This is a genomic window from Brevundimonas sp. UBA5713, assembly GCF_002419815.1.
GTDB lineage: Bacteria > Pseudomonadota > Alphaproteobacteria > Caulobacterales > Caulobacteraceae > Brevundimonas.
In genome coordinates this window covers 1-14,210 of the sequence record NZ_DIGV01000021.1, presented here as the reverse complement: position 1 = coordinate 14,210, position 14,210 = coordinate 1, and the positions used below count along the sequence as shown (strand labels likewise).

Annotated in this window: 7 protein-coding genes; 5 read left to right on the top strand and 2 right to left on the bottom strand. The window is 61.6% G+C overall.

Annotation, left to right across the window (positions count from 1 at the left end):
- The first annotated feature begins 17 nt into the window (after positions 1–17).
- Both rpoB and rpoC read left to right on the top strand, forming a co-directional pair.
- The gene (rpoB, locus tag B3B04_RS05550; RefSeq protein WP_292040778.1) at positions 18–4,133 is read left to right on the top strand and encodes a DNA-directed RNA polymerase subunit beta; all 4,116 of its coding nucleotides are present in this window, start codon (positions 18–20) and stop codon (positions 4,131–4,133) included.
- A 96-nt stretch (positions 4,134–4,229) separates the two neighbouring features.
- Positions 4,230–8,420 carry a DNA-directed RNA polymerase subunit beta' gene (gene rpoC, locus B3B04_RS05545; RefSeq protein WP_292040776.1) on the top strand — a complete coding sequence of 1,397 codons (4,191 nt, stop codon included), beginning with the start codon at positions 4,230–4,232 and terminating at the stop codon, positions 8,418–8,420.
- Between the two features lie 87 nt (positions 8,421–8,507).
- Here rpoC and B3B04_RS05540 read toward each other — a convergent pair whose 3' ends face one another.
- On the bottom strand, positions 8,508–9,617 hold the full coding sequence (locus B3B04_RS05540) for a hypothetical protein (RefSeq protein WP_292040773.1): 1,110 nt from the start codon (positions 9,615–9,617) through the stop codon (positions 8,508–8,510).
- Between the two features lie 144 nt (positions 9,618–9,761).
- Positions 9,762–10,523, bottom strand: a complete 762-nt coding sequence (locus B3B04_RS05535) for a hypothetical protein (protein ID WP_292040771.1) — start codon at positions 10,521–10,523, stop codon at positions 9,762–9,764.
- A 429-nt stretch (positions 10,524–10,952) separates the two neighbouring features.
- On the opposite strand from B3B04_RS05535, the gene rpsL reads away from it, so the two are divergent.
- From rpsL to fusA, 3 genes are all read left to right on the top strand, one after another.
- Positions 10,953–11,327, top strand: coding sequence for a 30S ribosomal protein S12 (gene rpsL, locus B3B04_RS05530; protein WP_003165508.1), 375 nt, complete (start codon positions 10,953–10,955; stop codon positions 11,325–11,327).
- 43 nt (positions 11,328–11,370) lie between these two features.
- Positions 11,371–11,844 carry a 30S ribosomal protein S7 gene (gene rpsG / locus B3B04_RS05525; protein ID WP_292040768.1) on the top strand — a complete coding sequence of 158 codons (474 nt, stop codon included), beginning with the start codon at positions 11,371–11,373 and terminating at the stop codon, positions 11,842–11,844.
- A 150-nt stretch (positions 11,845–11,994) separates the two neighbouring features.
- A complete protein-coding gene (gene fusA / locus B3B04_RS05520) occupies positions 11,995–14,073 on the top strand; it encodes an elongation factor G (RefSeq protein ID WP_292040765.1) in 2,079 nt (692 codons plus the stop codon).
- Positions 14,074–14,210 lie beyond the last annotated feature (137 nt).

Genomic DNA, 14,210 nt, shown 5'->3' with positions numbered 1-14,210 from the left:
ACGATTGGGAAAACAGAATGGCCAAGTCCACCGACGGTCTCGCCTTGGGCAAGATCGCAGCCGCGACCTCCTTCACCGGCAAGAAGCGCATTCGCTACAGCTTCGGGCGTATCCCGGAAGCCGTGCAGATGCCGAACCTGATCGAGGTTCAGCGCGCTTCCTACGAGCAATTCCTTCAGCGCGAGAGCCGTCCGGGCCTGCGCCGCGACGAAGGCATCGAGGCTGTCTTCAAGTCGGTCTTCCCGATCAAGGACTTCAACGAGCGCGCCGTTCTCGAATACGTCTCGTACGAGTTCGAAGAGCCGAAGTACGACGTTGAGGAGTGCATCCAGCGCGACATGACCTTCGCGGCTCCGCTGAAGGTCAAGCTGCGCCTGATCGTCTTCGAAACCGAAGAAGAAACCGGCGCGCGCTCGGTCAAGGACATCAAGGAACAAGATGTCTACATGGGCGACATTCCGCTCATGACCGAGAAGGGCACCTTCATCGTCAACGGCACCGAGCGCGTCATCGTTTCCCAGATGCACCGTTCGCCGGGCGTGTTCTTCGACCACGACAAGGGCAAGACCCACTCGTCGGGCAAGCTGCTGTTCGCTGCCCGCGTGATCCCGTACCGCGGCTCGTGGCTGGACTTCGAGTTCGACGCCAAGGACATCGTCTACGTCCGTATCGACCGTCGTCGCAAGCTGCCGGCCACCACCTTCCTCTATGCCCTGGGCATGGATGGCGAGGAAATCCTCAAGACCTTCTACGAGACCGTTCCGTACGAGAAGCGCGGCGAAAACTGGGTCACCCCGTACAAGCCGGAACGCTGGCGCGGTGTGAAGCCGGAATTCGACCTGATCGACGCCGATACCGGCGAAGTCGTCGCTCCGGCTGGGCAGAAGATCTCGGCCCGTGCGGCCAAGAAACTGCAAGACGGTGGTCTGAACTCGCTGTCGCTGGCCGCTGACGCTCTGCTGGGCAAGTATCTGGCTAACGACGCCGTCAACTTCGAAACCGGCGAAATCTACGCCGAAGCCGGTGACGAGCTGGACGCCGAGTCCATCGCCCTGCTGGAAGCCCAAGGCTTCTCGACCATCGAAGTTCTGGACATCGACCACGTCACGGTCGGCGCCTACATGCGCAACACCCTGCGTCTGGACAAGAACACGGGCCGCGAAGACGCCCTGTTCGACGTCTATCGCGTGATGCGTCCGGGCGAGCCGCCGACGCCGGAAGCGGCTGAAGCCATGTTCAACTCGCTGTTCTTCGACAGCGAGCGCTACGACCTGTCGGCCGTGGGCCGCGTGAAGATGAACATGCGTCTGGAAACCCCCGAGGTTTCGGACGAGATCCGCGTCCTGCGCAAGGATGACATCCTCAAGGTCCTGCAAATCCTGGTCGGCCTGAAGGACGGCCGTGGCGAAATCGACGATATCGACAACCTCGGTAACCGTCGCGTGCGTTCGGTGGGCGAGCTGCTGGAGAACCAGTACCGCGTCGGCCTGCTGCGTATGGAACGCGCCATCAAGGAGCGCATGTCGTCGGTCGATATCGACACCGTCATGCCGCACGACCTGATCAACGCCAAGCCGGCTGCGGCTGCTGTGCGTGAATTCTTCGGCTCGTCGCAGCTATCGCAGTTCATGGACCAAACCAACCCGCTGTCGGAAATCACGCACAAGCGTCGTCTCTCGGCGCTTGGCCCAGGCGGTCTGACCCGTGAACGCGCAGGCTTCGAAGTCCGCGACGTGCACCCGACCCACTATGGCCGTATCTGCCCGATTGAAACGCCGGAAGGCCCGAACATCGGTCTGATCAACTCGCTGGCCACCCACGCCCGCGTGAACAAGTACGGCTTCATCGAGTCGCCGTACCGTCGGGTGAAGGACGGCCAGGCCCAGGAAGAGGTGGTCTACATCTCGGCCATGGAAGAGGCTCGCTACACGATCGCTCAGGCGAACATCGAGCTGAAGAATGGCGAGATCGTTGAAGAAATCGTCCCGGGTCGTGTGAACGGTGAATCCCAGCTCCTGACCAAGGAGTCGGTGGACATGATGGACGTGTCGCCGAAACAGGTTGTTTCGGTCGCTGCGGCCCTGATTCCGTTCCTCGAAAACGATGACGCCAACCGCGCACTGATGGGCGCGAACATGCAACGTCAGGCCGTGCCGCTGGTTCAAACCGACGCCCCGCTGGTGGGTACCGGTATGGAATCGGTCGTGGCACGTGACTCGGGCGCTGTTGTGATCGCCCGCCGTGACGGTGTGGTCGAACAGATCGACGGTACCCGTATCGTTGTCCGTGCGACCTCGGACGTCGACGCCGGCCGTTCGGGCGTTGATATCTACCGCCTGTCGAAGTTCCAGCGTTCCAACCAGTCGACCTGTATCAACCAGCGCCCGATCGTGCGCGTGGGTGATGTGGTGAAGTCGGGTGACGTTATCGCCGACGGTCCCTCGACCGATCTGGGCGATCTGGCTCTGGGCCGTAACGTCCTCGTCGCCTACATGCCGTGGAACGGCTACAACTTCGAAGACTCCATCCTGATCTCCGAGCGCATCGTGCGCGATGACATCTTCACCTCGATCCACCTCGAGGAGTTTGAAGTCATGGCCCGCGACACCAAGCTTGGGCCAGAAGAAATCACCCGCGACATCCCGAACGTCGGCGAGGAAGCCCTGCGCAACCTCGACGAAGCCGGTATCGTGGCCATCGGCGCCGAAGTGCAGCCGGGTGACATCCTGGTCGGTAAGGTGACGCCGAAGGGCGAAAGCCCGATGACGCCGGAAGAGAAACTGCTGCGCGCCATCTTCGGTGAAAAGGCTTCGGACGTCCGCGACACCTCGCTGCGCCTGCCGCCGGGCGTTGCCGGTACCATCGTTGACGTTCGCGTCTTCAACCGCCACGGCGTCGACAAGGACGAACGCGCTCAGGCAATCGAGCGCGCCGAGATCGAACGTCTGGGCAAGGACCGTGACGACGAGCTCAAGATCCTCGAGCGCAACGTCTATGGCCGCCTGAAGCCGCTGCTGATCGGCAAGTCCGCTGTGTCGGGTCCGAAGGGCATTGGCCGTGGTGAAATCACCGAGGACACCCTCGGCGAAGTCTCCAAGGGTCTATGGTGGCAGATCGCCCTCGAGGACGAAAAGTCCATGGGCGAGCTGGAAGCCATGAAGAAGCAGTTCGAGGATGCCCGTAAGCAACTCGACCGCCGCTTCGAAGACAAGGTCGAGAAGCTGCAGCGCGGCGACGAACTGCCGCCGGGCGTGATGAAGATGGTCAAGGTCTTCGTGGCTGTGAAGCGCAAGCTGCAGCCGGGCGACAAGATGGCCGGCCGTCACGGCAACAAGGGCGTTATCTCCAAGATCCTGCCGATCGAGGACATGCCGCACCTGGAAGACGGCACGCACGTCGACATCGTTCTGAACCCGCTGGGCGTGCCGTCGCGCATGAACATCGGCCAGATCTTCGAAACGCACCTGGGTTGGGCATCGGCTGGCCTCGGCAAGCAGATCAAGGCCCTGCTGGAAGAATGGATGGATGGCGGTGAGCGCGAAGCTCTGATCAAGCGCCTCAAGGACATCTACGGCGAGGACACCCCTCTGCCGGAGACCGACGAAGAACTGATCGAGCTGGCTCAAAACCTGTCGAAGGGCGTTCCGTTTGCGACGCCGGTCTTCGACGGTGCGCGCATCTCGGACATCGAAGACCGTCTGGAAATGGCCGGTCTGGACCGTTCGGCCCAGTCGATCCTGTACGATGGTCAGACCGGTGAGCAGTTCAAGCGTCCGGTCACCGTTGGCTATGTGTACATGCTGAAGCTGCACCACCTGGTCGACGACAAGATCCACGCCCGCTCGATTGGCCCGTACTCGCTCGTCACCCAGCAGCCGCTGGGCGGTAAGGCGCAGTTCGGCGGCCAGCGCTTCGGGGAAATGGAGGTCTGGGCTCTGGAAGCTTACGGCGCCGCCTACACCCTACAGGAAATGCTGACGGTGAAGTCGGACGACGTGGCTGGCCGTACCAAGGTTTACGAGGCGATCGTCCGTGGCGACGACAGCTTCGAAGCCGGTATCCCGGAAAGCTTCAACGTCCTGATCAAGGAAATGCGCTCGCTGGGCCTGAACGTGGAGCTGGAGAACGGCTGATCCTGATTTCCCTCCCCGCACCGGCGGGGAGGGGACCTCTCGAAAGCCCCTCTGCTCTGAATGATTTTCGCGGCCTCTGCCGCAGAAGGAAAAAAGATGAACCAGGAAGTCCTGAACATCTTCAACCCGGTCCCGGTCACCCCGACCTTCGACCAAATCAAAATCGCTCTGGCCTCGCCCGAGAAGATCCGCTCGTGGTCGTTCGGCGAAATCAAAAAGCCGGAAACCATCAACTACCGCACGTTCAAGCCTGAGCGTGATGGCCTGTTCTGCGCCCGTATCTTTGGCCCGACCAAGGACTACGAATGCCTGTGCGGCAAGTACAAGCGCATGAAGTACAAGGGCATCATCTGCGAGAAGTGCGGTGTCGAAGTCACCCTGGCGCGCGTCCGTCGCGAGCGTATGGGGCACATCGAACTGGCTGCTCCGGTGGCCCACATCTGGTTCCTGAAGTCGCTCCCGTCCCGTATCTCGCTGATGCTGGACATGGCGCTGAAGGACGTGGAACGCGTTCTGTATTTCGAGAACTACATCGTCACCGAGCCGGGCCTGACCCCGCTGAAGCAGAACCAACTGCTGACGGAAGACGAGTTCTATCGCTATCAGGAAGAGTTCGGCGACGACGGTTTCACCGCTGAAATCGGCGCTGAAGCCGTTCGCAACCTTCTGATGTCGATCGACCTGCATCAGGAAGCCGAGAAGCACCGCGCCGAACTGGCCGACAATCCGTCGGAAATGAAGGCGAAGAAGGCTTCGAAGCGTCTGAAGCTGCTGGAAGCCTTCATCGAGTCGGGCAACAAGCCGGAATGGATGATCCTGACGATCGTCCCGGTCATCCCGCCGGAACTGCGTCCGCTGGTTCCGCTGGACGGCGGTCGCTTTGCGACGTCCGATCTGAACGACCTCTACCGTCGTGTGATCAACCGTAACAACCGTCTGAAGCGCCTGATGGAACTGCGCGCGCCGGACATCATCATCCGTAACGAAAAGCGGATGCTGCAAGAGTCGGTTGACGCTCTGTTCGATAACGGCCGTCGTGGCCGCGTCATCACCGGCGCCAACAAGCGTCCGCTGAAGTCGCTGGCCGACATGCTGAAGGGCAAGCAAGGTCGCTTCCGTCAGAACCTGCTCGGCAAGCGCGTCGACTACTCGGGCCGTTCGGTTATCACCGTGGGTCCGGAACTGAAGCTGCACGAGTGCGGCCTGCCGAAGAAGATGGCTCTGGAGCTGTTCAAGCCGTTCATCTACGCACGTCTGGACGCCAAGGGCCTGTCGGGCACCGTCAAGCAGTCCAAGCGTATGGTCGAGCGCGAGCAGCCGGCCGTTTGGGATATCCTCGACGAGGTTATCCGCGAACACCCGGTCATGCTGAACCGCGCACCGACGCTTCACCGTCTGGGCATCCAGGCGTTCGAGCCGAAGCTGATCGAAGGTAAGGCTATCCGCCTGCACCCGCTGGTCTGTACCGCGTTCAACGCTGACTTCGACGGCGACCAGATGGCCGTGCACGTTCCGCTGAGCCTCGAGGCCCAGCTGGAAGCGCGCGTCCTGATGATGTCGACGAACAACATCCTGTCGCCGGCCAACGGCAAGCCGATCATCGTGCCGTCGCAGGATATCGTGCTGGGTCTTTACTACCTGTCGCTGGTCAAGGACGGCGAAAAGGGTGAAGGCAAGCTGTTCGCCAACATGGGCGAAATCGATGCCGCCCTGGACGCTGGCGTTGTCACCCTTCACTCGAAGGTCAAGGCACGCTGGACGGAAATGAACGCCGACGGCGAGCTGGTCACCAAGGTGATCGACTCGACTCCGGGCCGCATGAAGCTGGCCGCCCTGCTGCCGCAGAACCCGAACATCGGCTACCGTCTGGTCGACAAGAACCTGACCAAGAAGGAAATCGGTAACCTGATCGATCAGGTCTATCGTCACTGCGGTCAGAAGGCGACGGTCATCTTTGCAGACCAGATGATGGGCCTGGGCTTCAAGGAAGCCGCCAAGGCCGGTATCTCGGTCGGTAAGGACGACATCGTCATTCCGGACGCGAAGTACACTCTGGTCAATGAAACCAAGGCTCAGGTCGAAGAGTACGAGCAGCAATATGCTGACGGCCTCATCACCAAGGGCGAGAAGTACAACAAGGTCATCGACGCCTGGTCGAAGGCCTCGGACAAGATCTCCGACGCCATGATGGCCGAGATCGCCCGTCCGCGAGTCCTGATCGAGGGGCAAAACCCCGACATCAACTCGGTGTACATGATGGCCAACTCGGGTGCTCGTGGTTCGCAAGCCCAGATGAAGCAGCTCGGCGGTATGCGCGGCCTGATGGCCAAGCCGTCGGGTGAGATCATCGAGACCCCGATTACCTCGAACTTTAAGGAAGGCCTGACCGTTCTGGAGTACTTCAACTCCACCCACGGTGCCCGTAAGGGTCTGGCCGATACCGCACTGAAGACCGCCAACTCGGGTTATCTGACCCGTCGTCTGGTGGACGTCGCTCAGGACTCGATCGTGACGGAAGATGACTGCGGTTCGACCCGTGGCATCACCCTGCGCGCCGTGACCGAAGGTGGTGACGTTCTGGTCTCGCTGGGCCAACGTGTTCTGGGTCGTTATGCGGCCGAGGACATCATGGTTCCGGGCACGGACAAGGTGCTGTTCAAGGCTGACACTTACCTGCAAGAGGAAGAGGTCGAGGCTATCGACGAGGCTGGCGTCCAGTCGGTCAAGGTCCGTTCGGCCCTGACCTGTGAAGCCACTGCCGGCATCTGCGCTCACTGCTACGGCCGTGACCTTGCGCGCGGTACCAATGTGAACATCGGTGAAGCTGTCGGCGTTATCGCTGCCCAGTCGATCGGTGAGCCGGGTACCCAGCTGACCATGCGTACCTTCCACATCGGCGGTACCGCCCAGGTGTCGGACACTTCGTTCTACGAAGCGACCAACTCGGGTGTGGCCAAGGTGTCGGGTCCGACCGTTACCGCGCCGCACGGCGATCTGGTGGCCATGAGCCGCAACGTGGTCGTGTCGATCATGGTCGACGGCAAGGAACGCGAAACCCACAAGGTGCCTTACGGTGCACGCCTGCGCGTCAAGGACGGTGCAGAAGTGGCCAAGGGCGCTCGCGTGGCCGAGTGGGACCCGTATACCAACCCGATCATCACCGAAGTGGGCGGCAACATCCGCTTCGAGGATCTGGTGGAAGGTCTGTCGGTCAAGGAAGAGACCGACGAGGCAACCGGTATCGCCCAGCGCGTGGTCTCCGACTGGCGTGCAAGCCCGCGTGGCTCGGACCTGCGTCCGGCCCTGGGCATCATCGCTGGCGAAAGCTACGCCCGTCTGTCGACCGGTACGGATGCCCGCTACCTGCTGCCGGTGGGTGCCATTCTGTCGGTGTCGAACGGTGACGAGGTCAAGCCGGGTGAAGTTATCGCCCGTATCCCGACCGAAGGTGCCAAGACCCGCGACATCACCGGCGGTCTGCCGCGCGTTGCCGAACTGTTCGAAGCCCGCCGTCCGAAGGACTGCGCCGTCATCGCCGAAATGGATGGCCGCGTAGAGTTCGGTCGCGACTACAAGAACAAGCGTCGTATCAAGATCACGCCGGAGCCGGATGCCGATGGCAACCAGGGCGAAGCCGTGGAATTCCTGATCCCGAAGGGCAAGCACATCTCCGTCCACGACGGCGATCTGATCCAGAAGGGCGACTACATCATCGACGGCAACCCCGATCCGCACGATCTGCTGCGTATTCAGGGCGTCGAGGCTCTGGCCGAGTACCTCGTCAACGAGGTGCAGGAAGTCTACCGTCTGCAAGGCGTGCCGATTAACGACAAGCACATCGAAGTGATCGTGCGTCAGATGCTGCAGAAGGTCGAAGTCATCGACTCCGGCGAGACCACCCTCATCAAGGGTGACACCGTCGAAGTGGCTGAGGCCGAGTACGAGAACGCCAAGGTCGAGAAGCGCGGTGGCCGTCTGGCGATCACGCAACCGGTCCTGCTGGGTATCACCAAGGCGTCGCTGCAAACCCGCAGCTTCATCTCGGCGGCATCGTTCCAGGAAACCACCCGCGTGCTTACCGAGGCTTCGGTCCACGGCAAGAAGGACACGCTGGAAGGCCTCAAGGAAAACGTCATCGTCGGCCGTCTCATCCCGGCTGGTACCGGCGCTTACCTGCGCTCGATGCAGAAGATCGCCAACGAGCGCGACGCCGAGCTTACCCAAGCTCGCGAAGACGCGGTCGAGCCGCTGCCGGCCGATCTGGCTCTGGAACTGGACAAGGACTAATCCGCGTCCAGCTTCGGCTGAACCTAAAGGGAAGGGCGGTGCCGCAAGGCACCGCCCTTTCTTTTTGTCCCGTGGTTTAAGGTCAGGTCAGTCTTCCTCGCGAGGAGGAGGGCGCGGGGCACTGCTGGCCCGCATCTGGTCCTGAAGTTTCTGGACTTCGCGGTTGGTGCCGGACATTTCGTCGAGGATTTCGCCATTCTCCGAGCCGCCGAGGCGCGACCCCTGACTCACACCGACGCCAGAGCGGAGCGGCTCGCGGCGGCGTTCATGATCATAAAGGCGCCGGGCCCCCTGAGCGCCGAGCTGGGCGTCGCGCTCGGCATCACCGGTGCCCTGAATGCGACCGGCCCGTTCCATCGACTCTCGTAGCCGCCGCTCATTGGCGCTGTCGCAGAACAGCCGCTGCACGTCGCTGAGCAGGTTGGGGCGGGTGCAATCGACAGGCGTGCCTTGGAAATAGATGGTGCCTGTGCGGGTGGCGGTGTTGTTGCCGTCCGGGCCGCCGCCTGCCTGACCGGCCGCCTGTCCACCGCCTTCCGGCTGAACGGTCCATGCGCCGTCGAGTATGCCAGAGGCCGCTGCCGCCGCCAGTGCCCGCTCGGCCTCTTCATCCAGACGGGGGCGACGCGGCACAGGCACATCCAGAGCACTGTCGGATGCATCTGTGGTGTCGGTGCTCTGGCTGGGCGCGGTCTGCACATTGGGCAGGTTAGATCGTCCCAGCGGTGTGACCTCGCTGGGACGCGACGGGCCATCGATGGCTTCAATGGTCGGACGGGTGACAGGGGCCACCACATCGGGCAGGGCGTTGCGGTTCAGATCCGTAACCGAGCGATCCAGCGACGGGGTATGCAGGTCCTGCACTTCCTGAATACGTTGTTCGACAAGCTCGACTGCCAGTTGCTGCAGTGACTGGACGGGGGCGTCGGGATTAATACGCTGTAGCTCTTCAACAACCCGATCCACCGGTGGCACGGGCGGAGTTTCGGGCACGTCCTGTGGCTGATCGGCCGTGGGATTCCGCGGATCGCGGACCTGTTCTTCAGGCGTGCGCTCGACGGGCACAGGTTCGGGCCGATCGGGTCGCAGGTCCAGCCAGACTTCAAAGTCCCGGTCGTCGTTGATGTCCGGCAAAAAGACGGTGTTCAGTGCGATCGGAACCAGAATGGCGGCGTGTAAGGCGACCGATGCCAACAACAAGGCCGTCCGCTGCCGCGGGGGCGCGGCGGGGATAGTCCGGCTCTCACCTGATAGACTATAGGTCATGGTTGGCACCGCGCGTTTAGGGGAATTATCCGCACGCAAGTTACAGTTCCATGAACTGGCGTTACGCGATAGCCCCTAGAAGGGCGTGCGGGACCGTTCGATGCGCTCGCGCTCGGCGGGGCGGCCTTCGCGTCGTGTCGTTTGTATCGGGCCGGTAGCGTCGGGCTGCATTGACGGGTCCAGATGGCGACCGGCCACACCGATGCCGAAGTTGGACCCCGCACCGTCTTCGGGCCCTACTACACCTACGCCGGATGGTTGGGGCGCGCGGCGGCTTTCATAAGCCCTCAGGCGTGCGCGACCCTGGGCTTCGAACGCGCGATCGCGGCGGACATTGCCTGTGCCTTCTATGCGTTGACCCTCTTCGAGTTTGCGCACGGCCCTGTCTGTGCTGCGCTCGGCGCAAATCTGCCGCTCGCCTTCGCTGAGCCGTTCGGGATAGTCGCAGCCGATGGGGGAGGTACGAAGCGAGCGGGCGACCCGGCTGCCAATCGATTCTTCCTGATAGGTCCAGCGGCTGTCGCCTTCGGTATCTTGCCGCGTACCGGACGTACCGGCGGGGGCCGGTGCCGCGACACGCGGGCTCGGCGTGCCAGGGGTTTCCGATGCGGCCTCGGACGGGCGCGCGGTGCTGGTGTGGCCCAAGGGTGCGGGGCTGTTTTGCGGTCGGGTAGCGACGATACGCTCGCGTGGGATCATGTCGGTCGGCAGAGTGACCGGAATCAATTCAAGATCAATCAGCCGTTCCGGCAAGGCTCTGGCCTCATAGGGCACCAGCGTCGGCTTGATGACGATCAGGCCCAGACCCACCAGAAGGTGAAAGAAAACAGAGACCACAACCAGCGGCCCGTATCGCTTCCAAGCGCGTGCCGAACCCGTTCGGCTCGGTGGACTATAAGCCGCTGCGACCACGCCTGTTCTCCGACAACTGGAGGACGTTGGGAGCGTTTTGCGGCGCGATAATGGCGTCATGTTTAATAAGAGGTAAGCGACATTTCACCCGCACCTTGACGTAGCGGCCCGCCCCGCGTAGAAGCCACCCACTTTCGAGACGTGGGCGGTTCGCCGTCCGCTGAGAGTGCACAATCGATCGGACGGGCTGTGTCCCGCCGGAACGCCCAAAGCGCGCGTTCCGGTTTTTCCGTTTGGAGAAGGCAGTCTCAGCTCGATACCACCCGTGTGGGGCCTCGGCCTCATGCAAAAGAAGGCAATGAGGCGCTCCGGCCGAAAGGCACACGCCTCCATATCTCAAAGAGACGAATTCGAATGCCCACGATTAACCAGCTGATCCGCAAGCCCCGCAAGCCGAAGCCGGTCCGCAACAAGGTTCCGGCCCTCGAGGGCTCGCCTCAGCGTCGCGGCGTTTGCACCCGCGTCTACACCACCACCCCGAAGAAGCCGAACTCGGCTCTGCGTAAGGTGGCCAAGGTCCGTCTGGCCAAGAACGGTGTGGAAGCTGTGTGCTACATCCCGGGTGAAGGCCACAACCTGCAAGAGCACTCGGTTGTGCTCATCCGCGGCGGCCGTGTGAAGGACCTTCCGGGTGTCCGTTACCACATCCTGCGTGGTGTTCTGGATACCCAAGGCGTCAAGGACCGTAAGCAGCGTCGTTCGCACTACGGTGCGAAGCGTCCGAAGTAAGCCACACGCGTTCTGCGCCCTACAGATTTAAGAGGATACTCTCATGTCCCGTCGTCACCGCGCCCAGAAGCGTGAAGTTCTGCCGGATCCGAAGTTCGGTGATCTGGTCGTCACCAAGTTCATGAACTACGTCATGTACGAAGGTAAGAAGGCTGTTGCCGAAAACATCGTCTACGGTGCTTTCGACATCCTGGCCGAGAAGAAGAAAGACCAGACCGCCGTGGAAACCTTCCACCAGGCTCTGGAAAACGTGGCTCCGCAAGTCGAAGTCCGTTCGCGCCGCGTTGGTGGTGCTACCTATCAGGTTCCGGTTGAAGTCCGTCCGGACCGTCGCCGTGCACTGGCCATCCGTTGGGTCGTCAACGCTGCTCGTAACCGTGGTGAAAACACCATGACCGAGAAGCTGGCTGCCGAACTGCTGGACGCCTCGAACAACCGCGGCACCTCAGTCAAGAAGCGCGAAGACACCCACAAGATGGCTGAAGCCAACCGCGCCTTCAGCCACTACCGCTGGTAAGCGTCTTAAAACCGTCCCCTTACTTCGGTATGGGGACGGTAGCGATCTAAGACGATCTGGCGCGGGCGTTCACACTGAATCGCCCGCGCCGTCATATCTGACAGAACGGGGCGCTCGCGGCGTCCGCAAGCTACCCGGAAGGCAAGACCAATGGCCCGTACACACAAAATCGAAGACTACCGTAACTTCGGTATCATGGCCCACATCGACGCGGGCAAAACCACGACGACCGAACGTATCCTGTTCTACACCGGTAAGAACCACAAAATGGGCGAGACGCACGATGGTGCCTCGACCATGGACTGGATGGACCAGGAACAAGAACGCGGCATCACCATCACCTCGGCTGCGACGACCGCTTTCTGGCGCGAAAAGCGCCTGAACATCATCGACACCCCAGGCCACGTGGACTTCACCATCGAAGTGGAACGCTCGCTGCGCGTTCTCGACGGTGCTGTGACCGTTCTGGACGGTAACGCCGGCGTTGAGCCGCAAACCGAAACCGTCTGGCGTCAGGCCGACAAGTACAACGTTCCGCGTATCGTGTTCGTCAACAAGATGGACAAGCTGGGCGCTGACTTCCAGAAGTCGGTCGAGTCGATCCGCGACCGTCTGGGTGCCAAGGCTGTGCCGATCCAACTGCCGATCGGTGCTGAAAACAACCTGAAGGGCGTCGTCGACCTGGTCGAAATGAAGGCCCTGGTCTGGGAAACCGACCAAGTGGGTGCCGCTCCGGACATCCGCGAGATCCCGGCTGACATGGCTGACGCCGTGGCCGAAGCTCGCCAGTATCTGGTCGATAACGCCGTCGAAATCGACGACGAAGCCATGGAAGCGTACCTGGGTGGCGAAGAGCCGTCGGTTGAAGTGCTGAAGCGCTGCATCCGTAAGGCCGTCATCGAAGGTCACTTCTATCCGATCCTCGCTGGCTCGGCCTTCAAGAACAAGGGCGTTCAGCCGCTGCTCGACGCCGTCGTCGACTACCTGCCGTCGCCGGTCGACATTCCGCCGACCCCGGGCATCGACTTCAAGACCGAAGAGCCGATCGTTCGTAAGGCTTCGGACGACGAACCGCTGTCGGTTCTGGCGTTCAAGATCATGGACGACCCGTTCGTGGGCTCGATCACCTTCTGCCGCCTGTACTCGGGCAAGATGGAGACCGGCCAATCGCTGCTGAACTCGTCGCGTGACAAGCGTGAACGTGTCGGCCGCATGCTGCTGATGCACTCGAACAACCGTGAAGACATCAAGGAAGCCTACGCCGGCGACATCGTCGCTCTGGCTGGCCTCAAGGAAACCCGTACCGGCGACACCCTGTGTGACCCGCTGAAGTCGCCGGTTATCCTCGAGAAGATGGAATTCCCGGCTCCGGTTATTGAAATCGCTGTCGAACCGAAGACCAAGGCTGACCAAGAGAAGCTCGGCGTGGCTCTAGCCAAGCTGGCTTCGGAAGACCCGTCCTTCACCGTCTCGACCGACCACGAGTCGGGCCAGACCATCCTGAAGGGCATGGGCGAGCTTCACCTGGACATCAAGATCGATATCCTGAAGCGTACCTACAAGGTCGAAGCCACCATCGGCGCTCCGCAGGTTGCCTACCGTGAATCGATCACCCGCGCTTGCGAGATCGACTACACCCACAAGAAGCAGACCGGCGGTACCGGTCAGTTCGCACGCGTCAAGCTGCGCTTCGAGCCGGGCGAGCCGGGCACGGACTTCGTGTTCGAGTCGGCCATCGTCGGCGGTGCTGTTCCGAAGGAATACATCCCGGGTGTTGAAAAGGGCCTGAAGTCGGCCAAGGAAAACGGCCTGCTGGCTGGCTTCCCGGTTATCGACGTCAAGGCAACCCTGATCGACGGCGCGTTCCACGACGTTGACTCGTCGGTTCTGGCCTTCGAAATCGCTTCGCGCGCTGCCTTCAAGGAACTGCGCGAGAAGGGCGGACCGAAGCTGCTCGAGCCGGTGATGGCTGTGGAAGTCGTGACCCCGGAAGAGTATCTGGGTTCGGTCATCGGCGACCTGAACGGTCGTCGCGGTATGATCCAAGGCCAAGACATGCGCGGTAACGCGGTTGTCGTGAACGCCTTCGTGCCGCTGGCCAACATGTTCGGCTACGTGAACACCCTGCGCGGCATGTCGCAAGGCCGTGCACAGTTCACCATGCAATACGACCACTACGAGCCGGTGCCGCAACACGTCGCCGACGAAGTGATCAAGAAGTACGCCTAATCAGCCGTCTTTTTGACGACTGACACTTGAAATCGGGGCGGTTTGTAAGCAAATCGCCCCATATCAATCCCCAAACCTAAATGGACCCCGGTTCGGGGATTCCAGGAGCTAGAGAATGGCCAAGGAAAAGTTCGAAC